Below are 23192 nucleotides of genomic sequence, written 5' to 3'. Positions count from 1 at the left end.
GCCTCACAGCGCGTACTTGTTGGTGATCGGGTAGCGGCGCTCGCGGCCGAAGGCCCGGCGGGACACCTTCGGCCCGGGGGCGGCCTGGTGGCGCTTCCACTCGTTGATGCGCACCAGCCGCAGCATGCGGTCGACGGTGGCGGCGTCGAAACCGGCCGCGACGATCTCGTCGCGCGACTGTTCCTGGTCCACGTAGCGGAACAGGATGGCATCCAGCACGTCGTACGGCGGCAGCGAGTCCTGGTCCTTCTGGTTCTCGCGTAACTCGGCCGACGGCGGACGGTCGATCACGGCGGGCGGGATCACCGGCGCACCGCCGACGGTGTTGCGCCAGCGCGCCAGCGCAAACACCTCGGTCTTGTACAGATCCTTGATCGGTGCGTAGCCCCCGCACATGTCACCGTAGATGGTGGCGTAGCCGACCGCGTATTCGCTCTTGTTGCCGGTGGTCAGCAGCAGCCCGCCGAACTTGTTGCTCAACGCCATCAGGATCACGCCCCGGCTGCGCGACTGCAGGTTCTCTTCGGTGGTATCGGCCGCTGCGTCGCCGAAGACCGGAGCGAGGGCGTCCAGGAACCCCTTGAACGGCGCCTCGATCGACACCGCCTCCAGCCTCACGCCCAGCGCGGCGCACTGCTCTGCGGCGAGGTCGTTGGACAGGCCGGCGGTATAGCGCGACGGCAGCCGCACGGCAGTGACGTTCTCCGCGCCCAGTGCGTCGACGGCCAGCGCCAGCACCAGCGCCGAGTCGATGCCGCCGGACAGGCCCAGCCACACCTTCGAAAACCCGTTCTTGCCGCAGTAGTCGCGGATGCCGCGCACGATCGCGCGCCACGCCAGCGCATCGCGACTCTCGTCGCCGTCGTCCATCCAGGCTACCGGACTGAACTTGCGCGTCGCCGCGTCGAAATCGACCACCAGCCACTGGTCGGTGAACGCCGCCGCGGCCGGGTGCACCGTGCCGTCGCCGTCGGCGACCACGGAGGCGCCGTCGAACACCACCGCATCCTGCCCACCCACCACGTTGAGATACGCCAGCGCCATGCCGGTCTCGCGCGTGCGCTCGGCGATCAGCGCATCGCGCTGCGCATGCTTGTCGCGGTCGAACGGCGACGCATTCGGCACCAGCGTCAGCACCGCACCGGCCTTGGCGGTGTCGGCCAGCGGCTCGGGGAACCAGAGGTCCTCGCAGATCACCAGGCCCAGCGGCACGCCCTTCACCTCGAACGTGCAGGCACCACCGTCAGGATCGACGTCGAAATAGCGGCGCTCGTCGAACACCGCGTAGTTGGGCAGTTCGCGCTTGCGGTAGGTCGCGTCGACGACACCGTCGCGCAGCACGCTCGCGGCGTTGTAGACCACGCTGCCCGCACTCTGCGGCCAGCCGACCACGGCCACGATGCCGTGCGTGACCGCCGCGATGTCCGCCAGCGCGGTCTCGCAATCGGCCAGGAAGCGTGGCCGCAGCAGCAGGTCTTCCGGCGGATAGCCGCTGACCGCCAGTTCGGGAAACAGCACCACATCCGCCCCGTACTCGTCGCGGGCCTCGGCGATCATGCGCTGGATGCTGGCGCTGTTCTGCGCGACGCCGCCGACCGGGAAGTCGAACTGGGCCAGGGCGATGCGGAGGGTGGGTGTCATATCGGCCTTCAGGATCTGCCCCTTCCCCCGCGCGCGGGGGAAGGCTGGGATGGGGGCGAGCGTCCGAGATCGCTGAGTATCAGCGCCCGAACGCCTTCGAGGTTCGCCATGACCTCATTATTCCAGAAGCGCAGGAGGTGGAACCCCTTCTCCCGCAGAAATGCGTCGCGCGCGCGATCGGTCTCGGCGCACATGTGCTGTCCGCCATCCACTTCCACGATCAATCCCGCTTCCACACAGGCGAAATCAGCGATGTAAGGCCCGATGGGGTGCTGTCGACGGAAACGGACGCCATCCAACTGGCGATCCTTGATGATACCCCAGAGTTTGCGCTCTGCCAGCGTCATGTCCCGACGCAACTCGCGCGCACGGTCGCGCTTCTGTCCTTGTCGCATGGGCACGTCCTGTGCGGTGGCTGCTGGTGCATTTTGCCCCCATCCCAGCCTTCCCCCGCAAGCGGGGGAAGGGGCTGATCGCGCGCAGATCAGGATCAGGATCAGGATCAGGATCAGGGGCTGTGGCTGTGGCTACGTCGGTAGCAGGGCGAGCCATCAGCGCTCCAGACAAGACCCCCTCCTCCGCTTGCGGGGGAGGGTTGGGGTGGGGGCCGACGGAGCACCGGCGCCCCGGCGCGAACGGGACAACCCGAACGCACCGCCCTATACCCTCAAAACAGAAAGCCGCCCGAAGGCGGCTTTCCGTATCACGCCGGTGGGCGCGACTTACTTCTTCAGGCGCGCCGCGATGGCCGCACCCAGGTCGCCGGGCGAACGCACGGTGGTCACGCCCGCGGCTTCCATCGCCGCAAACTTGCCTTCCGCCGTGCCCTTGCCGCCCGAGGCGATCGCACCGGCGTGGCCCATGCGCTTGCCGGCCGGCGCCGAGGCGCCGGCGATGAAGCCGACGACCGGCTTCTTCACGTGGTTCTTGATGTACTCGGCGCCGGCTTCCTCGGCGTCGCCGCCGATCTCGCCGACCATGATGATGCCTTCGGTCTGCGGGTCTTCGTTGAACAGCTTCAGGCAGTCGACGAAGTTCAGGCCGTTGATCGGGTCGCCACCGATGCCGATGCAGGTCGACTGGCCGAGGCCCACTTCCGTGGTCTGCTTGACCGCTTCATAGGTCAGCGTGCCCGAGCGCGACACGATGCCGATCTTGCCCGGCAGGTGGATGTGGCCCGGCATGATGCCGATCTTGCACTCGCCCGGGGTGATCACGCCGGGACAGTTCGGGCCGACCAGCACGGTGTCCGGATGGGCGCGGGTCAGCACGTTCTTGACGCGCAGCATGTCCAGCACCGGGATGCCCTCGGTGATGCAGACGATGACCTTGATGCCGGCAGCAGCGGCTTCCAGGATGGCATCGGCCGCGAACGGCGGCGGCACGTAGATGACGGACGCGTCGGCGCCGGTGCTCTTGACGGCATCGGCCACGGTGTCGAACACCGGCAGGTCGATGTGGGTGGTGCCGCCCTTGCCCGGGGTGACGCCGCCGACGACCTGGGTGCCGTACTCGATCATCTGGGTGGCGTGGAAGGTGCCCTGCTGGCCGGTGAAGCCCTGCACGATCACCTTCGTGTTCTTGTTGATCAAAACGCTCATGGAGGATTCCTGATTCGGTGACGTGGGTTAGGCGGCGTTCTTGACCGCTTCAACGACCTTCTTGGCGCCGTCGTTGATGTTGTCGGCCGGAATGATGGCCATGCCGCTGTCGCGCAGCAGCTGCTTGCCTTCTTCCACGTTGGTGCCTTCCAGGCGCACGACCACCGGCACCTTGACGCCCACTTCCTTCACCGCGGCGATGATGCCCTCGGCGATCATGTCGCAGCGGACGATGCCGCCGAAGATGTTGACGAAGATGCCTTCGACCTTGTCCGAGGACAGGATCAGCTTGAAGGCCTCGATCACGCGCTGCTTGTTGGCGCCACCGCCCACGTCCAGGAAGTTCGCCGGCTCGCCGCCATTGAGCTTGATGACGTCCATGGTGGCCATCGCCAGGCCCGCGCCGTTGACCATGCAACCGATGTTGCCGTCCATGGTCACGTAGTTGATGTCCATCTCCGAGGCCAGCACTTCGGTCTCGTCTTCCTGGCTCTTGTCGCGCATCGCGACCAGGTCCTTGTGGCGGAAGCTGGCGTTGTCGTCGCTGTTGAACTTGCCGTCCAGCGCGTACAGGTTGCCGTCGTCCAGGATCGCGAGCGGATTGATCTCCACCAGCGCCAGGTCCTTCTCGTTGAAGATGCGGTACAGGTTCACCATGATGTTGGCGAACTGGCCGGCCTGCTTGGCCGTCAGGCCCATCTTGAAGCCGAACTCGCGGCCCTGGTACGCCTGCACGCCTTCGACGAAGTCGACGTTGAGCGTATGGATCTTGTCCGGCGTCTCGGCCGCGACCTGCTCGATCTCCATGCCGCCTTCGGACGAGGCGATGTAGGTGATGGTGCGGGTGCCACGGTCGACCAGCACCGACAGGTACAGCTCCTTGACGATCTCGCCGGCAGTGGTCACCAGCACCAGGTTGACCGGCAGCTCGACGCCGGCGGTCTGGTAGGTGGCCATCTTGGTGCCGAGCATCTTGGCGGCAGCCGCCTTCACGTCGTCGGTGGTCTTGCAGAACTTGACGCCGCCGGCCTTGCCGCGGCCGCCTGCGTGGATCTGGGCCTTGACCATCCAGGGGCCGTTGCCGAGGGACTGCGCGACCGCAACCGCTTCGTCCGCCGTGGAGGCGACTTTGCCGGCCGGGACCGGGATGCCGTACTCGGCCAGCAGCTGCTTGGCCTGATATTCGTGGAAATTCATGCGTCACCGTGGGTAGGGAACAGAAGACACCGCCCGGGCCGGGGCCACGGGGGCGGCGGCTGGGCGAGCCCCCTATTGTCGCCGACGCGGCCGGGGGGCGCAAAACCCGGGGTCTAAGTCTTTGGTGGCAAAGGGCGGACCGGGCGTTCCGGCGGCCCGCATGCCTATACTGTCGCCCTCGCTACAGGGGAAGTACGCGTTTGCGCCAGGCCCAGTCGCTCCTGTCCCGCATCGAATCGGTACCGCGCCGCGAGCTGTATTTCTTCGCGCTGTACCGCGTCCTGGAAGCCGGCATCCTGGCCGCGCTGCTGTTCAGCCCGTTGGGCGAGGTGCTCGGCGCGCCCCGCCATCCGGATCTCGGCACCGTCGTCGCGGTGGGCTACCTGGTGCTGGCGCTGGTGCTGTTCTTCGTCGGCCGCAGCGTGCAATGGCTGGTCTGGATCGTGTTCTTCAGCGTGTCCGCCGACATCGTGGTCGCGGCGCTGATCACCCATGCCCTGCCCAACGCCACCGCCGGCGTGGCGATGATGCTGCTGTTCAACGTCTCCGCCGCGGCGCTGCTGCTGCCGTCCACGCGGATGGCGCTGGCGGTGGCCGCCCTGGCCATCGGCGTTCTGTTCGGCGAGTACCTCTTCACGCTGTTCCACGATCAGGGGAGCAATCGCTCGCTGGCTGAAGTCATCATGTTCGCGGCAAGCTACCTGGCACTTTCCTACCTGGCGCACCAGGCGGGCCAGAAAGCCCGTACCAGCCAGGCGCTGGCGGACAAGCGCGGCGAGGAAGTCGCCAACCTGTTCGAGGTCAACGAGCTGATCATCCGCCGCATGCGCACCGGCGTGCTGGTGGTGGACGCGGACAACCACATCAAGCTGGCCAACGAAGCCGCCAGCCTGCTGCTCGGCGACGGCGGCGATGGCCAGGGGGCGGACGGCAAGGGCGTGTCGCTGCTGCATGCCGCGCCGGAACTCGCCCGCCGCCTGCAGCGCTGGCGCAACGGCTGGCAGACCGACGAGACGCCGATGCAGTTCTCGCCCGACCAGCCGGAAGTGCAGCCCCGCTTCGCCCGCCTGCTGGCCGACAGCGAGACGTCGCTGATCTTCCTGGACGACGCCACGGTGGTGTCGCGGCGGGCCGAATCGCTGACCCTCGCCGCGCTGGGCCGCTTCTCGGCCAGCCTGGCGCACGAGATCCGCAACCCGCTGGCGGCGATCAACTACGCCGTGCAACTGCTGGAGGAATCCCAGCAGGTCACCGACGGCGACCGTCGCCTGCTGCAGATCATCCACCAGCAGTGCCAGCGCACCAACGGCATCGTCGAAAGCGTGCTCGGCCTGGCCCGGCGCGAGCGCGCCACGCCCGAGCACGTCGACCTCAATGCCTACGTCCGCCGCTTCGTCGACGACTACCAGCAGACGCTGTCCATCGAGACCGACACGCTGGAGACCATCATCGGCGCCAAGCCGGTGCCGGCGCTGGTCGACCCGCGCCACCTGCAGCAGGTGGTGACGGTGCTGGTGCAGAACGCGCTGAACTACGGCCGCCTGCCGGGCGAACCCGCGCGCATCCGCGTCCGCGTCTTCAATGCCGAAGGCCGCCCGACGCTCGATGTGATGGACCGCGGTCCCGGCATTCCCGAAGCGGTGGCGGCCCAGCTGTTCCGGCCCTTCTTCACCACCTCCGAGCACGGCACCGGCCTGGGCCTGTATATCGCCCGCGAACTGTGCCGGGCCAACCAGGCCACGCTCGAATACGTCCCCGTCCCCGGTGGCGGCGCGTGCTTCCGCGTCACCCTGCCCGGTCCGCACGCGCTATTGCCCGCCTAGACGCGCGGGAACGGCGTTCGTAGGCGCGCCCCATGGGCGCGATGCTTCTGTCTGCTCGAGGCCATCCGGGAAAAGCAATCGCGGGCGCGGCCCGCTCGTACAGGTATCCCGGCGACGTCATGGAAGTCGGGCTTCGCCTACCATGTTTAACATTCACTGGGTACACTGCCGGCACAGGGGCAGTAGGGGGAATGCATGAATCAAAGCCGTAGCGCCCTGATCGTCGACGACGAACGCGACATCCGTGAACTGCTGACGCTGACGCTGGGCCGCATGGGCCTGCGCATCGACACCGCCGCCAACCTCGGCGAGGCCCGCGAACTGCTGGGGCGCAACACCTACGACCTGTGCTTCACCGACATGCGGCTGCCCGACGGCAACGGCATCGACCTGGTCGGTGAGATCTCGCGCAGCTATCCCGATACGCCGGTGGCCATGATCACCGCGTTCGGCAACATCGAACTGGCGGTGGAAGCGCTGAAGGCCGGCGCCTTCGACTTCGTCAGCAAGCCGGTCGACCTGACCGTGCTGCGCGGGCTGGTGAAACACGCGCTGGAACTGAACAACAGCGAGCGCGCCCCGCCCCCGCCGCCGCCCCCGGAACTGGCCAGCCGCCTGCTCGGCGCGTCGGCCGCGATGGACGGACTGCGCGAGACCATCGGCAAGGTCGCCCGCAGCCAGGCGCCGGTCTACATCATGGGCGAGTCCGGCACCGGCAAGGAGCTCGTGGCCCGCACGATCCACGAACAGGGCGCCCGCGCGGCCGGTCCGTTCATTCCGGTCAACTGCGGCGCCATTCCGGCCGAGCTGATGGAAAGCGAGTTCTTCGGCCACAAGAAGGGCAGCTTCACCGGCGCCCACGCCGACAAGCAGGGCCTGTTCCAGGCGGCCAACGGCGGCACGCTGTTCCTGGATGAAGTAGCCGAGCTGCCGCTGCCGATGCAGGTCAAGCTGCTGCGCGCCATCCAAGAGAAGGCGGTGCGCCCGGTCGGCGCGTCCGGCGAGGTGCTGGTGGACGTGCGCATCCTGTCGGCCACCCACAAGGACCTGGGCGAACTGGCCGCGGACGGCCGGTTCCGCCATGACCTGTACTACCGCATCAACGTGATCGAACTGCGGGTGCCGCCGCTGCGCGAACGCACCGGCGACCTCGCCCAGCTGACCACGGCCACCCTGGAGCGGCTGGCCGCCCAGCACGGCCGGATGGCGCCGTCGGTGTCGCCGGAAGCGATGGAGGCGCTGGGGCGCTATCCGTTCCCGGGCAATGTGCGCGAGCTGGAGAACATCCTGGAACGCGCGCTGGCCATGTCCGAGGGGCACAGCATCGAGATCGACGACCTCTATCTGCCGCAGGCGCCGGCCGGCAAGAAGTTCGGTGGCGACTTCAGTCCGGGCGAAGTGGTTCGCGACGCGCCCGGCGCGGTGGATGTGGACCCGGCCGCCGGGGGCGCCCTGCCCGACTACATCGAGCAGCTGGAACGCGCGGCCATCCAGAAGGCGCTGGAGGAGAACCGCTGGAACAAGACCAAGGCGGCGGCCCAGCTCGGCATCACCTTCCGGGCGCTGCGCTACAAGTTGAAGAAGCTGGGGATGGAGTAGACCGTTCAAGGCCTTGCGTCCCACTTATATATAAGGTCTCGGTCCAAGCGTGAGCGGCATCCCACAGTGACCTGCGTGACGCAATGCGTCACTTTGCGACGCACCAGGTCATCTCACCAAGGGAGCGTCAGAGGATTGGCGCGAAATGGCCACGACGGCCGCTTGTTCAATCTGTGACACGAACCGGCATTGACTGCACTTCCCGATACACAAGCCAAAAAAATGATGCGATAGTCCCGCCCGACTTCGGTGTCAGGGTTTCCTCCCGGGGAAGTGTGGGGGAATCGCTGGGGGTATCAGAAGTTGGCACGCATCCTGCTCTACATCCATGCACGCGTCGTAAGCAGCTGTACGCGGCGCCCACGGTCCATGTAGGGACACGGGGCTTGTGTCCCTAACCATCAAGCCAATCCTGAAAGGGGAAATACCAATGAAGAAGAACGCCCAGGGCTTCACCCTGATCGAACTGATGATCGTCGTCGCCATCATCGCCATCCTGGCCGCCATCGCGCTGCCGGCCTACCGCGACTACACCCAGCGCTCCGCCAACGGCGGCTGCCTGGCTGAAGCCAAGGCTTACGTCAATACGGCCGTGGCCGATGCCTCCGACAACCGTGCACCGAGCGCTTTCGTTCCCAGCGCCTGCCTGAGCGGCACGAATGGCACGACCGCCCTGTACAACAGCAATGGCAACATCTCGTTCGTTGCGCGTACCCGTGGCAATGCCTCGATCAAGCGCGACACCCAGTGCAGCATGGGCAGCGGCACCTGCAGCCTGACGGGCACCCCGTAATCCCATCGAATCCAGCGTGGTGGTGTGATACCTGCACTGCCGCCTGACATTCAACGAAAAGCGCCGCAAGGCGCTTTTCGTCTTTCTGGCTATCCATTTGCACGTAACATCAGATTTTCTTCCCCCTCTCCAGGAAGTCCGAGTGGCGCTCATGCGGTTTCGTTTCCCTGCCTTGGCAATGCTTTGCGCGCTGCTCGCCACTTGCCTGCTCCTGCCCGGGCTGGATGGCGGCTTCATCTTCGATGACCGTCCCAACATCCAGGAAAACACCGCCCTCCATGTAGAAGAATTGAGCGCTGACAACCTGCTCACGGCTGCCTACAGCTACCAGCCTGGCAAGGGCACGCGCGCGCTATCCATGCTCAGCTTCGCGCTCGACCACTGGCGTGGCGGACTTGATCCGAAAGTTTTCAAGACAACCAACCTTGTCATCCACGCAGTCACCACGTTCGCACTGGCACTGCTGTTCCGACGATTGTTGATGCTGGCGCAGTGGCCGGCCCGTCGCGCGATGTGGACCGCCCTGGCGTTGTCGGGGCTCTGGGCGATCCACCCGTTGCAGGTCTCGTCAGTGCTGTACGTCGTGCAACGCATGCAGACCTTTGGCACCTTGTTCGCCGTACTCGCGCTGTGGACCTATCTCAGCGCGCGGGAAGCCCAGATAGATGGCCGCCAAGGGAGGCCATATCTCGCCCTGACCGGTCTGTTCGGCATCCTTGCGTTTGCCGCGAAGGAGGATGCCGTCCTGCTTCCTGCCTATGCCCTCGTGCTGGAGCTGACGGTACTGCGCTTCCGCGCCGCGCAGCCTGCCCTGTCCCGGACTTGGCGCCAGGGTTATCTGCTGGCCACGGTAACCGGCGTCGCGCTCTACCTCTTCGTTGTATTGCCGCACTACTGGAGCTGGGGCGATTACCCGGGGCGGACATTCTCGTCCGCCGAGCGGCTGCTTACACAAGGGCGTGTACTGGTGATGCACATAGGCCAGATCCTGCTACCTCGGCCAGAGAGCATGACCTTCTTCTATGACGACCTCCCGGTCTCCCGCGGTCTGCTGGATCCCCCCTCCACGCTACCGGCCCTCGCGATGATCGCTGCCTTGCTGGTGCTGGCCTGGCGATGGCGTGGACAACGCCCCATATTCGCCTGCGGCGTGCTGCTTTTCTTTGCCGGCCATGCTCTTACCAGCAACGTGCTCAATCTGGAAATGGCGTTCGAGCACCGGAATCATCTGCCACTGATAGGCGTGGTATTGGCCATCGGCGATCTGGTTGCCGCGCTGACCCAGCGATGGCAAATGCGTTCCGCCTGGGTGGCCGGGATCGCAACGTTGGCGCTGTTGGCCACGAGCGTTGTGACGCTGAACAGAGCCCATGCCTGGGGCGACCCCCTACGCTTCGCCCTCTACAGCGTAGAGATCGCGCCTGACTCGGAACGCGCCTGGCTGGCGCTCGGTGAAACCTACGCCAGCCTGGGCGGACAGCGAGCGGAAAGTCCGTACATGCAGAAAGCGATTGATGCGTGCCAAGCCGGCATGAAGCACATCGACTCTCCGCTGCTGTTGTCCAACATCGTGACCTACAAGAGCATCCAGGGGAGCGTGACGCCCGCCGATTGGCACCACTTCCACGAGCGCTTGAGGAAGGCCCCCATGACGCTGCAGAACCGAAATGTCGTTTGGGGGCTGATCCTCAACGCCCAGCGCGGAGTTCGAATGGACGAGCGAGGCGTGCTCGACACGCTGGAGATTGTTTCCAGCAGAACCGCATTCTCAACGCAGGAAAACCTGCAACTGGCTTCATACGCCTTCAGCGACACGCATTTTCCAAACGAAGCCCTTCCCTATCTCGAACGTGCGATCGAGCACGCGGAACCGGACGATCCCTTGGTCGCCAAAACCCTGTCCCAGCTTGAATCGGCGGGTCACGGGGATTGGGTGCAGCGGCTCAGGACCATGATGCGCAAGGAAAGTTGAGTGAAGCGGACATTCTTCAGAACGGCGCCTGGCTTTCCCATGTCGGAGCGAGGCTTCCTGTTGCTCAGCATCATGGCTGCGGTGCTGGCCGCCATCGCCTTCCTGCCCGGACTGCCGGGCGCGTTCGTTTTCGACGACATTCCCAACATCGTCAACAACAGCAGCATTCGTCTGTCCCAGATGAGTATGGAAACGCTGCTTGAGATCCTTTCTACCAAGCAGGTGTCCGGCGCCACGCGCAGCATCCCGGCCCTGACTTTTGCGCTGGACTATTGGCGCGCCGGCGGCGTGGCCGATCCGGCGACATTCAAGATCACGAATATCCTGATACATGCAGTCACCACGGGCGCCTTGGCTTGGCTCTTCCGAAGCCTGCTGTCATTCGCGAATGTTTCCCCGAGACGGGCCGGCTGGTTCGCTCTCGCGCTTGCATCGGCCTGGGCGCTGCATCCATTGCAAGTGTCTGCGGTGCTCTATGCGGTACAACGCCTGCAGACAATGGGTACGTTGTTCCTGGTACTGGCGCTTGTGGCCTACCTGCACGCAAGACGCGCGCAGATGCAGGGAGCCCCCGGCAAGAGCGGCATGCTCATGGCAGCGCTCGCGTGGGCTCTCGCTATAGGCTGCAAGGAAGATTCCGTCCTGCTGCCGCTCTACACGCTGGCACTCGAGCTGACGGTACTGCGCTTCTCCGCCACCGATCCACGTACGGCAGTTCTGCTACGCCGGGGCTATCTGGTTGCGATCGCGGCGGGCATGCTGCTGTACCTGTTCTGGGTGGTCCCCCACTACTGGCGATGGGAAGCGCATGCCGGACGCGACTTCTCCACGCTGGAACGCCTGCTGACGCAACCCCGCGTGTTATGCATGTACCTGGGACAGATCCTGCTTCCGCTGCCGCAGCACATGCCGTTCTACTACGACTGGCTGCAACCGTCGCGCGGCCTGCTGCAGCCCTGGACAACGCTGCCCGCCATCTTGGTAGTGTTGGGCCTGCTGGGTCTGGCCTGGTCCATGCGCCAACGTCTGCCGCTGTTCGCCCTAGGCATATTCCTCTTCTTCGGTGCACACGCCATCGCCAGCAATGTCGTGGCGCTGGAGCTGGCTTTCGAGCACCGCAATCATTTCGCGCTCGTGGGCGCAGTGCTAGCTGTCGGCAGTCTGCTCGCGTTCGCCAGCCGACGCCTGCGCCTGTCGCCCGCTCCGCAAGCCGCATTATGCGTGGCGGCCCTGGCGGTGCTGGCATGCGCGACCCTTCTGCGGTCGCACACGTGGAGCAACGGGATCACGCTGCTCGCGGCCACTGCCAAGGCGGCACCGACGTCTGCCCGCGCCTGGGTAGACCTGTGCGACGCACTCTTCGTTGCAGGAGGCGGTGTCACTGCGGGCAATCCCAATCTGGACGATGCCATCGGGGCCTGCACAAGCGGCACGGTCAATGTGCCCGGCTCGCTCAACAGTCCTGCACTTCTGGTGGCACTCAAGACCCTGCGCGGCGACGTCACGCCCGAGGACTGGGCCTTGTTCCAGCAACGGCTGGGCAGCGTACGCATGAGCTGGGACAACATCCGTGCTCCACTGATTCTTGTGTACTACACCGATCTCGGCGTGGCGGTCGACAAGCCGCAACTGCTCAAGGCCATGGCCACGCTTGACCGACGCGCCGCACTTTCGCCGTCGACGCTCGCGTCGATCGGCGGTACCGTGATGAATACGCTGGACGAGCCCGACCTCGCGATTCCCTATTTCACCAAGGCCATCGAAAAGGCACCTCCTGGCGATCCCTTCGCATGGGAGCTCGGCGCCGAACTCAGGCAGAAAGGCAGACCAGATCTCGCCGCAGGCGTTGAGCTCATTGGCGAGAGAAGACGGGACATGGACAGCAGCAGTCCGGCCGGAAGGGGGAAGTCGCCCTGAGCAGGCGTGTACGCCTGATTGATACCGTCGCTATGATGGCCCGCAAAACAAGATGACGGCTGGCGGCGGGATACGGACAGCCTATCGCATCGCCAACATCTGACGCTTATGAGACACAGGCCATGAAAGAAATCCGCAGCATCGACGATCTGGCCATCCATGGAGCGCCACCGGCCTTCCACGAGCCCATGCACGTAGGGCGCCCCAACATCGTCAGTCGCGACGCATTCCTTGAACACGTAGGCAAGGTCCTGGACAACCAGTGGCTGACCAACAACGGACCGCTGGTGTGCGAACTGGAGCGGCGCATAGCCGACTATCTGGGCGTGAAACACTGTGTGGCGATGTGCAACGGCACGATCGCCCTGGAGATCGCGATCCGTGCTCTGGGATTAAGCGGTGAGGTGATCGTTCCCTCCTGGACATTCGTGGCGACCGCACACGCGCTCCATTGGCAGGGCATCACGCCGGTGTTCGCCGACATCGATCCTGCCACCCACAATCTGGATCCGGACGCCGTCCGCCAGATGATTACGCCTCGGACGACGGGCATCATCGGCGTGCACCTGTGGGGCCGCGCGGCACCCATTGATGAATTACAGGCGCTGGCCAAGGAGCGCGGGCTGAAGCTGATGTTCGATGCGGCCCATGCTTTTGGATCGAGTTACAAAGGCCAGAGCATAGGTCGCTTTGGTGCGTGCGAAGTCTTTAGCTTCCACGCCACCAAGTCATTCAACACGATGGAAGGTGGCGCGGTAACCACGAATGACGATGAACTAGCAGACGACATGCGCTTGATGCGGAATTTCGGTTTCAAGGGTTACGACAATGTCATCCATCCAGGCACCAACGGAAAGATGATCGAAGTGTGTGCGGCGATGGGATTAGCCAATCTTGATGGCTTCGACGAGATCGTCGCAGCGAACAAAAGAAACCACGCGGCATACGAGCGGGCCTTGGCCGGCATACCAGGCGTTCGCCTTCTTGAGTACGCAGGACCTGAACGCAACAGCCATCACTATGTCGTAGTGGAGATCACCGATGACTCTCCTGTTCGGAGAGATGACATCATCACGGCAATGCACGCTGAGAACATTCTCGCTCGGAAGTACTTCTGGCCAGGAAGCCACAAGATGCTCCCTTACCGCGATCTCTTTCCTCACGCAGGACTTGTACTGCCGCAAACCACGAAAGTGGCTCAGCGCGTAATGGTTCTGCCAGCCGGAATGGCCATAGCACCGGAGGAGATAACGAAGATAGGCGAGGTACTCCGGAGAATCGTCTTGTCATGAGAATACTTGTGACCGCGATCGGCTCGATGTCTGCAGAAGCCGTGATTACCAGTCTTGCTCGGCGGCCGGGCGCAAGGGTGATCGGATGCAACATGTACCCGGCCGAATGGACGCCTGCATCACGCTTGGTTCATCGCTTCCACCAAGTCGCTTCCGCGAAGAGCGAAGACATCTACATCAAACAGATCATCGCTCTCTGCCAATCAGAAGGCATCAGTCACGTCATTCCACTTACCGACCCAGAAGTGGATGTTCTGACTTCTCAGCGCGGAATTTTCGATACTGCAGGCATCATGCTTTGCATTCCCTCAGAATCGGCCGTAAGAATCGCGAGAGACAAGCTCGCACTTTACGAGCGCTTCGCCCCCCATCCGCGCGTCCAACCTATAATTACGGCCCCTCTTGATGGTGATATTTCCTTTAAAGGAATATGGCCCTTGCTTGGAAAGCCAAGAAACGGCAGAAGCAGCGAGGGTCTAGTTTCCATTCCAGACCCAGAAGCCCTGAAGTACTGGCGCCGACGACTTTCCCGTCATGACTACATTGTGCAGCCGCTCTATACAGGTGACGTGATGACCGTCGATGTTTGCCGATCACGGCACGGCGAGAACGCCATAGCCGTGGCACGGCAGGAGCTTGTTCGCACGAGTAATGGCGCTGGAATGACGATCCGCATGCAGCCGCATCATGTTTGCGAAGCCCTAGCAGTCGAGGTTGCGAATGATCTCGAACTAATCGGCTGCACGAACATTGAATTCTTGATGGTGGACGGCAAATGCTTACTGATGGACGCAAATCCTAGATTTTCCGCTGGCGTTTCCTTCAGCCTAATGGCTGGTTACGACATGGTAGCGAACCACCTAAGATGCTTCGAGAACGAACCGTTGGAGCGCAGAACTTCCGCTGGTATCGCGGTCTATGCCCGCGGCTTCTGCGATCACTCATTACAGGCCTGAGTCATGCAACTACGAAATCTCAACCGCACGTCCGGTAGTGACGACTGGGACAAGAAGTGGGCGGATATATTTGACCGATACCAGCAGGACCTTCGTCATGCATACTACATGCATGCCATGCTTGAGCCTCAAGAGCAGCACATCCTGGAGCTTGGCGCGGGTAGCTTTAGAGATATGGCGGAACTTCGGCGACGCGGAATCGATTGCGAGGGCATGGATTTCTCCCCAGAGTCCGTCAAACTGGCGAAGCATCAATTTCCAAACTTCTCTGACCATATACACCAGATGAGCGCTTTCGATATGCGTTTTCCTGATAGCGCGTTTGATGTCAGCTACCACAATGGACTCTGGGTTCTGTTTGATGACACGCAGCTCCGCGCACTTGCTTCCGAGCAAGCTCGCGTTACACGATATCGGATGGTTGCAACCGTCCACAATGCGCACAATAAGCAGTTTGTCGACTACTTTGATCGACTCAAGGAAAGCGACCCGCTGTACGATATCCGCTTCTTCGAAATGGAAGAAATTTCTGAACTGATGCGCACTGTCTGCAGTGACATCCGCGTGGTTCCGGCAGGTAAAGGCAAGAAGTACCATGAGGATCGCCTTATTGAAGGCGGCACGACAGACCCAAAGACGCTGCGGAAGTGCTTCGACGCCGATGGACTCAAGTATCTTGAGAGCAGCGAACGCTTGATATGTATCGGCACGTTAAGCTGACGATAGACGGGATTCTGTCACGACGGAAACTTACGCATCCGATTCAGAATGAAACTCGACGGGCTATTGTCAGCCACATACTTGCTGCGACCAGTATTTCCGCCATCAGAAGCGCAAGCACTGCCGCTCCCACACCCATGCGTGGCAGTAGCACGACGTTCAACACCACCACCACACCCAGACCCACCACCTCAATGCAAGTGCGTGCTGCCTGCCGACCACATGCAGTCAGCCGCGCAGCCATGCAATGGCGAAGGGCGAATAGCACGGGCCACGGCGCCAGCAGAATGAGCCAATGGATAGCTGGTGCATAGTCACTGCCGAATACTCTGGGAAGCCAATGAGCCACCGATACCACACCTGCGCCCACCAGCAAGCCGTAGCCGACACCGCATAACAACATCGCCCGATAAGTTCGCATGCCATTGTCACTGCCGGCATACAACATCAAACGTGGAAGGCCAGCGCTGACTAGAGCCGTTACCGGCATAAGAAATATGCTGGCAACGCGGAATGCCACGGTATATGGCCCCACGATCGCTGCCCCAAGGTTTTGCAGCATCAGTACCTTATCCACTTCCTGATAGCTGACACCCGCCATACTGCTGATTGCGAAAGCGGTACCTTTGCGCATACCGTCAAGCAATGCCAGACGCGACCGCCATTCGGGCAGCCCAACTAGGGCGGCAACAATCCCTACAGCGGCCAAGAGGCCTGCCACAGATCCCACGAAGTGCGCCAATGCCGCAAACTCTGCGACACCCTGAAATCCAACCGCGATGAAACCCATCATCGCTAGAGCTCTTCCAAGTGGCACCAGGCACATCACCACTGCCGATGCCATGCCACGCTCCGTTGCATAGCAGAGACTCGTCGCCAGATGGACTGCGGGAAGTACGAGCAACTCCGAAATAGCAAGTAATAGCATGGCGGTGAGTGAAAGCCGCTGCTGGATTAGCACGGCGGAAGCCACCAAAGCTAGACATACCAATAGCCCTCCCATCACACCGGTTTGCACAAGTACTGTCGCCCATATTCCACGAGCGGCATCGCGGTCCCGACTGATGTAATGCATAAGCAACAGCGAGCCACCCCAGTTGGCGAGTGGAGCAGCAACGATTACAAGCGCGACGGATCCCGAAAAGAGACCATAGCCTTCCGCCCCCAGCCAACGCGAGACGATCAGCAGGTATGTCGCCTGAATGATCGCCCGTGCTCCAAGCCCTGCGGTACCCAGCAGAGTGTTTTTCCCCAGTCGCCCTGGCTTGTACGCGATTAACAGCTGGCCCGACCACTTTGCCATTAGGGCTCCGATGATCGAAGCGACACTGACCCGCAGCTATCGCGGCGCTGGCGCCTAATGCTGGGCAGCCGCATGGCAACGGCCTTCAATGCTGTAGCAAAAAAGTCCGAAATGGCGAAGTGCCTGCGAAGATCAACGAGCGCGAACCTGATTGCGCTCCCGTCGCACGCGCGCGCCCCCCATAACAAAAGACCTATTGAGGATTCCCAGCGATAGCCGGATGGATAGTCGGCGCTATTAGCAAAGAACAGCCTTGCCGCCGTATCGAACTGCAGGGCAGACCTGTAGAACAGCACACGCGACTTCGCACCCGATCGCAATGCGGAGTTCGGACTCACTCTGTACACCGCCGTTACCGCCGGGATGTAGGCGACCTTCCAGAGCGAAGTCACCCAAGCTGAGAGCACACTGTCACCGAAAAGGTACTGATCATCCATAATTCCGGATTGATACCAATCACTCATGGTCCTTCGACGAAGAAGAAGCGTGCACGTCCTTAGAATTTTCGGATAGTGCCACGTCTGAAAGAGGTACCCGCTCAAGTAGATTGACGGAACTCTCGCATGAGCTGATCTTTCAATATCATAGTGCCAGCGCCCCTTCTTCAGGGAGGCCCGCGTCCAGTCTGTGTGGACAATTCCAACTGCCTGATCGCTTTCTATCAGTGCAACCTGTTTTGCTAGCTTGTCCTGTAGTGACCAGAAATCGTCACCTTCGCAATAAGCTACGTATTCTCCCCTCGCCCGTGAGAAGATGCGGAGCGCATTCGCATTCATGCCGACGTTGCTCTGTGAATACACGACACGGACGATATCAGGGTAACGACGCTGGTAATCGAGAGCTATCCTTCGCGTCGCGTCACTAGAGGCATCCTCTCCGACGATGAGTTCGAACGGAAAGTCGCACTTCTGGCCAACTACGCTCTCGATAGCTTCAGCCAAATATTCGGCATGGTTATAGGTAATCATCAGCACGCTGACCAGCGGGCTCGTGACGAGCCTTTGCGGATCACATACTTCTAGTGTGTCGTCCTGCGTCATGCCAACCTTGAAACTATCGCGTCGGGCTGAGGTGATCGACCGGAGTGCTTTTACGCTGAATCCGGTAGATAAGCGTAGGAATGATCGGCCTGAGTAGACCCAGAAATTTATCGGGCAGCATGGAGAGCAACTGCCCCCCCACGCCGTCTGCACGCTCTATTTCGAATGTGACGCGCCAAGCTTTGACGCACAGGTTGTCATGCGCCAGTCCTGAAAAGGACAGCATACGCTCCAGTTGTCGCATCTCCAGGGGTTCGCAATCGTAATGCTGGCCCTTGCCTGAGAACTTCAGATACGGGGTGCGCCAGCTGTGTGGCAGCCAACTCAGGAATACTAGGCGATAGTGCGGCTCTATCAACATCCAACGATTGGGAACTGCCAGGTAGCCGACTCCACCAGGACGCAGCACTCGCCGTAGTTCAGCGAGGTGCGCGGCCTGCACCGCTGCATCGCCGACATGTTCGATCACATGGTTGCTGATGACCACGTCGAAATATTCATCCGGAAAAGGCAGCTCCACCCCATCCACCCGGGTAAAGCGGTAGCCCTCGAAGATCTGCCGGGCGTCTTGGACATCCACCGCCTCCACATCTATATCTAAGACGGGGTGGGCGCCGAAATAGTGCGCTATGCCGCCGGAGCCGGTGCCCACCTCGAGCAGGCGTAGTGGACTTCCGGGCGCGAGTCCTAGCAGAACTTCGATCTTCTTCGCTTTCGCTGCCCGACTTCCCAGATCCAGCACCGCGTGCCCTTGGCGCCCGCCACCACCGGCATCGCGCCCCGGAGGAGTCGCGAGCACGGCGCGGAGACGCTCTCCGAACTTTTCCCATGCGAATTCGCGGGCGAACTGGCGGCTGCCTGTTCTCAATGCATCATCGCTGCCGGCCAAAATGCGATTGACGTGGTCGGCGAATGCCGCGTAGTCCCCTGGACTGATGAGATAGCCACTGACGCCATCGGACACCGCATCGGGCACCCCACCCACGGCGAACGCGACGGTGGGCAATCCGTGCGCGGCGGCCTCAATCGCCACCATGCCAAAGCCTTCCACATCCCCAGGCACGTGCCGTACCGGAAACACGTGCACAGCGGCGCGCTCATACGCTTGGGTCAGTTCGTCATCGCTGCAGGCTCCCAGGCGATTCACATGTCCCTGCATGCCTGCAGACTCGATCGCCGCAAGCAGGGCGGCGGCCGGGTCCGATGCGCCCTTGCGCAAGGCATTGGGTGCATCGTCGCCCACGATTACCAGACGTGCGGACGGATGCTCAGCAACGATCCGGGGCAGGGCATAAGCGATGAACTGCGCCAGACCTTTGCGCTCGGTAAGCCGGCCGATACTCAAAAGGATGACCGCCCCCGCAGAATTAGGCGCCGTAACTGGCTGGCGAGCGGGCATTGCCTGCATCGGCGCCAGGCTTGTACCCGGATGGACGATGCTAATGCGCCCCCCAGCTACGCCGGCGCGTCGCGCCAGATCCGCCGTATTGGCGCTGTTCGCGATCGCGCTGTCGAGCCTTCGCAATATCGGAAGCCACACCCAGCGGTACAGGGGATGGTCGACAACGATGTCCAAGCCATGCACGTAGACTGCGGTGCGTGCACCACATGTCTTGGCTGCAAGGTATGCGATGGGTGCAGTGAGACCGCTGCCAGCCAAGATGACATCCGGCTTCCAGCGCAAAGCCTCACGCCGTGCAATGCGCAAGGCCGCCAATAGAAACTTCCAGACCGGCTGTAATGGGACTTCAATTGTCTCGACATTAGTAGGCGCCAGCGCGGCACATCCTTCGGGACCGACGACCAGTACGTCGTGCGCCAAAGCAAGCTCGGCCGCGGTATGCCAGTTCAGCCGCTCCATACCGCCCAACAGTGGCGGCATGTTACGCGACACCAGCATTACCTTCTGTCGGCGGGCCTTCGTGTCCGTCATGGCCGATGCACGACGCCGACAACCAAGCGATCGCCTACTGAAGAGACATGCATGGGCGACATTACGATCAATCGTCTCTTCTGTAGGTCAAGGCAGTGATCTGCTCGGACACAAGACCGATCAGGAACACGATGACCGATGCACTGAAAAGCAGAGCGCTCATGTTGGTAAAACGCCCCTGTGTGGCAAAGGTGTAAGCGTAGTAGCCTAGCGCCGTAAGGAAGAATACGCCCGCTGTCGGGGCGAACAGCTTGAGCGGCGAGTACAGCGTGGCGATCTTGAAGATGATCAGCAGGAACCGGATGCCATCGCGCAGCGGCCTGATGTGGCTCTTGCCAAGCCGCTTCGCCACGGGAATCGGCATGTAGGCGACGGGATAGGCGCTGCGGAAGAACGCCATGGTGCTGGTGGTCGGATAGCTGAACCCGTTGGGCAGCAGATGGATGAACTCACGGAACTTGGCGGCCCTTACCACGCGGAAGCCCGACGTCAGATCCTTTACGTCGAAGCCGGTCATGCGGCTGGCCAGCCAGTTGTAGAAGGCGTTCGCCGCCCCCCGGTGCACGCCGGCCTGCCCCGACCAGTCGCGTGCGCCGACCACCATGTCATAGCCCTCGCCGAGCTTCACCCGCAGGGCATCGATGCAGGCGGGGTCGTGCTGGCCGTCCGCATCCATGAAAACGAGGATGTCGCCCTTCGCCGCACGGGCGCCGCGCTTGATGGCGGCCCCATTGCCCATCGAATAAGGCGAAGACAGGACCATCGCGCCATGCGCCGCCGCAACGGCGGCGGTCTCATCCGTCGACCCGTCGTCCACCACGATGATTTCGGCATCGGGCATGCAGGCGATCAGCGCAGGCAACGTCCTGCCCAGGCCACCAGCCTCATTCTTGGCAGGCAGGATGACGGAAATGGTCATGTTTGGTCCCCTTTCGGCTTAGGTTAGCCCGACGGACCGTGTTGAGAAAGCGTGGCGGCGCTTTGGTCGAAGCCGGATCAGCATCACCACCACCGCGACAATGACGCCACCGGTCACATTTTGACGTTCCCGGACGCCCCCCGGTGGCTTCCGCCCACGATCTGGCGTGTTCCTTGCTTCTGTCACGGCGATGAGACCTGCCTGGTAGGCGCTATGCACCGCGACATGCGTGGATTCACGTTGATCGAACTGATGATTGTGGTGGCCATCATCGCCATCCTGGTGGCGATTGCGCTTCCCGCGTACCGCGCTTTCATCGTACGGTCGGCCGATACCGCCTGCCTGGGCGAAGCCGAGGCCTATGCGAAGCGCGTCGTATCGGCCATGGCGGGCGAGTACACCGTTCCGGCTCACCAGCCGGGCCGGTGCCAGGCCATCGCCACACCCGCCGCCGCCGCCACTTCGTTCACGGCCTCCCCGACTACGCCAGGCACCGGCACCGTCACCTGCGACCTGGTGCATGGGGGCGCATGCAGTTTGTAGTTCGCAGTTTGCCGCTCCTGTCGGTCGCCAAAGCCGACGAGCAGGCCCGGATCTTGCTTTAATGTACGAAGCATCGCTTCTCCGGATATCCCCATGAACGCAGTCGCCTCCGCCAACCTCGTCGGCATCACCGGCCTGGCACGCCGCCTCGTGCAGGACGGCGCGCTGGACGAGACCATCGCCCGCACCGCGATGGCCAACGCCACCGAAGCCAAGGTGCCGCTGCCGCAATGGATCGCCGAGAAGCGGTTGGTCACGGCGCCGCAACTGGCGGCCGCCAATGCCATGGAATTCGGCATGTCGCTGCTGGACGCCTCGGCTTTCGACCCCACGCACAACGCGCTCAAGCTGGTCAGCGAGGAACTGGTACAGAAGCATCAGGTGCTGCCGCTGTTCAAGCGCGGCGGCAAGCTGTTCGTCGGCGTGTCGGACCCCACCCGCAGCCATTCGGCGCTGGACGAGATCAAGTTCCACACCAACCTGATCGTCGAACCGATCCTGGTGGACGAGGACCAGCTGAAGCGCACGCTGGACCAGTGGCAGAATGCCGCCTCCAGTATGGGAGGTGGCTTCGGCGACGACGACGACGGCCTGGAGAATCTGGATGTCGACGCGGGCGACGATGAAGCCGGCGGCGACAACGCCGTGGACGCGAAGGGCGACGACACCCCGGTGGTCAAGTTCGTCAACAAGGTGCTGGTGGACGCGATCAAGCGCGGCGCCTCGGACATCCACTTCGAACCCTACGAAACCGACTACCGCGTCCGCCTGCGCATCGACGGCATCCTCAAGCAGGTGGCCAAGGCGCCGACCAAGCTGAAGGACCGCATCGCGGCCCGCCTGAAGGTGATGTCGCAGCTGGACATCGCCGAAAAGCGGGTGCCGCAGGACGGCCGCATCAAGTTGAACCTGTCCAAGACCAAGCAGATCGACTTCCGCGTCAGCACCCTGCCCACGCTGTTCGGCGAGAAGATCGTGCTGCGTATCCTGGACGGCAGCGCGGCCAAGCTCGGCATCGACAAGCTGGGCTACGAGCCCGACCAGCAGCAACTGTTCGAAGAGGCGATCCACAAGCCCTACGGCATGGTGCTGGTGACCGGTCCGACCGGCTCGGGCAAGACGGTGTCGCTGTACACCGCGCTGGGCATCCTGAACGACGAGACCCGTAACATCTCCACGGCGGAAGATCCGGTGGAAATCCGCCTGCCGGGCGTCAACCAGGTCCAGCAGAACAACCGCCGCGGCATGACCTTCGCCGCCGCGCTGCGCAGCTTCCTGCGCCAGGATCCCGACATCATCATGGTCGGCGAAATCCGCGACCTGGAAACCGCCGAGATCGCCATCAAGGCGGCCCAGACCGGCCACATGGTGCTGTCCACCCTGCATACCAACGATGCGCCCCAGACCATCGCGCGCCTGATGAACATGGGCATCGCGCCCTACAACATCACCAGTTCGGTCACCCTGGTCATCGCCCAGCGCCTGGCGCGCCGGCTGTGCCCCAAGTGCAAGCGCCCGGCGCAGTTGCCGCCGCAGGCGCTGCTCGCCGAGGGATTCACCGAGGCGGAGATCGCGAGCGGCTTCACCGTCTACGAAGCCGTCGGCTGCGATGAGTGCACCAGCGGCTACAAGGGACGCACCGGCATCTACCAGGTCATGCCGATGAGCGAAGCGATCCAGGAGATCGTGCTGGAAGGCGGCAACGCCCTGCAGATCGCCGAAGTCGCCCAGAAAGCCGGCATCCGCGACCTGCGCCAGTCCGCGCTGCTGAAAGTGCGCAACGGCATCACCAGCCTGGCCGAGATCAACCGCGTGACCAAGGATTGACGCGGACACCCGCTCCGCCTCGTGATGGCATCGGGCGCCTGCGATGGCGCCGGAGTCCGCGGCATGCAGGGCGTGTTCCTGAAACCCGGCCCCCGTCACAGGCGGGCCGCTTCCAT

General features: G+C 62.8%; 18 protein-coding genes. 10 read left to right on the top strand and 8 right to left on the bottom strand.

Annotation, left to right across the window (positions count from 1 at the left end):
- Positions 1 to 3 precede the first annotated feature (3 nt).
- The 4 genes from AC1Q5B_RS07330 to sucC form a co-directional block, all read right to left on the bottom strand.
- Positions 4 to 1641 (bottom strand): NAD+ synthase, encoded by a 1638-nt coding sequence (locus AC1Q5B_RS07330; protein WP_492631075.1) that lies wholly within the window; start codon positions 1639 to 1641, stop codon positions 4 to 6.
- Between the two features lie 8 nt (positions 1642 to 1649).
- Positions 1650 to 2036 carry an endonuclease domain-containing protein gene (locus AC1Q5B_RS07325; RefSeq protein WP_492631074.1) on the bottom strand — a complete coding sequence of 129 codons (387 nt, stop codon included), beginning with the start codon at positions 2034 to 2036 and terminating at the stop codon, positions 1650 to 1652.
- A gap of 327 nt (positions 2037 to 2363) precedes the next feature.
- Positions 2364 to 3242 carry a succinate--CoA ligase subunit alpha gene (gene sucD, locus AC1Q5B_RS07320; protein WP_162336873.1) on the bottom strand — a complete coding sequence of 293 codons (879 nt, stop codon included), beginning with the start codon at positions 3240 to 3242 and terminating at the stop codon, positions 2364 to 2366.
- Between the two features lie 27 nt (positions 3243 to 3269).
- Positions 3270 to 4439, bottom strand: a complete 1170-nt coding sequence (gene sucC, locus AC1Q5B_RS07315; RefSeq protein WP_492631073.1) for an ADP-forming succinate--CoA ligase subunit beta — start codon at positions 4437 to 4439, stop codon at positions 3270 to 3272.
- A gap of 200 nt (positions 4440 to 4639) precedes the next feature.
- On the opposite strand from sucC, the gene AC1Q5B_RS07310 reads away from it, so the two are divergent.
- The 8 genes from AC1Q5B_RS07310 (at position 4640) to AC1Q5B_RS07275 (ending at position 15511) form a co-directional block, all read left to right on the top strand.
- Entirely contained in the window at positions 4640 to 6262 is a 1623-nt protein-coding gene (locus AC1Q5B_RS07310) for a sensor histidine kinase (protein WP_492631072.1), read from the top strand.
- Positions 6263 to 6457: 195 nt separating this feature from the next.
- The gene (locus tag AC1Q5B_RS07305; RefSeq protein WP_492631071.1) at positions 6458 to 7861 is read left to right on the top strand and encodes a sigma-54-dependent transcriptional regulator; all 1404 of its coding nucleotides are present in this window, start codon (positions 6458 to 6460) and stop codon (positions 7859 to 7861) included.
- Positions 7862 to 8291: 430 nt separating this feature from the next.
- Positions 8292 to 8654, top strand: coding sequence for a prepilin-type N-terminal cleavage/methylation domain-containing protein (locus AC1Q5B_RS07300; RefSeq protein WP_492631070.1), 363 nt, complete (start codon positions 8292 to 8294; stop codon positions 8652 to 8654).
- A 151-nt stretch (positions 8655 to 8805) separates the two neighbouring features.
- Positions 8806 to 10626, top strand: coding sequence for a hypothetical protein (locus AC1Q5B_RS07295; RefSeq protein ID WP_492631069.1), 1821 nt, complete (start codon positions 8806 to 8808; stop codon positions 10624 to 10626).
- On the top strand, positions 10627 to 12543 hold the full coding sequence (locus AC1Q5B_RS07290; protein ID WP_492631068.1) for a hypothetical protein: 1917 nt from the start codon (positions 10627 to 10629) through the stop codon (positions 12541 to 12543).
- A 122-nt stretch (positions 12544 to 12665) separates the two neighbouring features.
- Positions 12666 to 13835, top strand: a complete 1170-nt coding sequence (locus tag AC1Q5B_RS07285; RefSeq protein ID WP_492631067.1) for a DegT/DnrJ/EryC1/StrS family aminotransferase — start codon at positions 12666 to 12668, stop codon at positions 13833 to 13835.
- Positions 13836 to 13843: 8 nt separating this feature from the next.
- Positions 13844 to 14791: an ATP-grasp domain-containing protein gene (locus AC1Q5B_RS07280; protein ID WP_492631066.1), complete on the top strand. Its 948-nt coding sequence runs from the start codon at positions 13844 to 13846 to the stop codon at positions 14789 to 14791.
- Between the two features lie 3 nt (positions 14792 to 14794).
- Entirely contained in the window at positions 14795 to 15511 is a 717-nt protein-coding gene (locus AC1Q5B_RS07275) for a class I SAM-dependent methyltransferase (protein ID WP_492631065.1), read from the top strand.
- A gap of 43 nt (positions 15512 to 15554) precedes the next feature.
- Here the strand turns inward: AC1Q5B_RS07275 and AC1Q5B_RS07270 are convergent, their stop codons facing one another.
- From AC1Q5B_RS07270 to AC1Q5B_RS07255, 4 genes are all read right to left on the bottom strand, one after another.
- Complete coding sequence (locus AC1Q5B_RS07270; RefSeq protein ID WP_492631064.1) at positions 15555 to 16814, bottom strand: lipopolysaccharide biosynthesis protein; 1260 nt, start codon at positions 16812 to 16814, stop codon at positions 15555 to 15557.
- On the bottom strand, positions 16814 to 17854 hold the full coding sequence (locus AC1Q5B_RS07265; RefSeq protein WP_492631063.1) for a glycosyltransferase: 1041 nt from the start codon (positions 17852 to 17854) through the stop codon (positions 16814 to 16816). The genes AC1Q5B_RS07270 and AC1Q5B_RS07265 overlap by 1 nt, the downstream gene beginning before the upstream one ends.
- Before the next feature lie 13 nt (positions 17855 to 17867).
- On the bottom strand, positions 17868 to 19787 hold the full coding sequence (locus AC1Q5B_RS07260; RefSeq protein ID WP_492631062.1) for a glycosyltransferase: 1920 nt from the start codon (positions 19785 to 19787) through the stop codon (positions 17868 to 17870).
- Between the two features lie 67 nt (positions 19788 to 19854).
- Positions 19855 to 20706 carry a glycosyltransferase family 2 protein gene (locus AC1Q5B_RS07255; protein WP_492631061.1) on the bottom strand — a complete coding sequence of 284 codons (852 nt, stop codon included), beginning with the start codon at positions 20704 to 20706 and terminating at the stop codon, positions 19855 to 19857.
- 240 nt (positions 20707 to 20946) lie between these two features.
- Between AC1Q5B_RS07255 and AC1Q5B_RS07250 the strand changes: the two genes are divergently transcribed.
- On the top strand, positions 20947 to 21249 hold the full coding sequence (locus AC1Q5B_RS07250; protein ID WP_492631060.1) for a hypothetical protein: 303 nt from the start codon (positions 20947 to 20949) through the stop codon (positions 21247 to 21249).
- Positions 21250 to 21342: 93 nt separating this feature from the next.
- Positions 21343 to 23076 carry a type IV-A pilus assembly ATPase PilB gene (gene pilB / locus AC1Q5B_RS07245; protein ID WP_492631059.1) on the top strand — a complete coding sequence of 578 codons (1734 nt, stop codon included), beginning with the start codon at positions 21343 to 21345 and terminating at the stop codon, positions 23074 to 23076.
- Positions 23077 to 23192 lie beyond the last annotated feature (116 nt).

The sequence above is a fragment of the Pseudoxanthomonas sp. GW835-FHT14C01 genome, from assembly GCF_058793715.1.
Note: the sequence above shows the minus strand (reverse complement) of the source record. Positions and strands in the feature narration are given on the sequence as shown.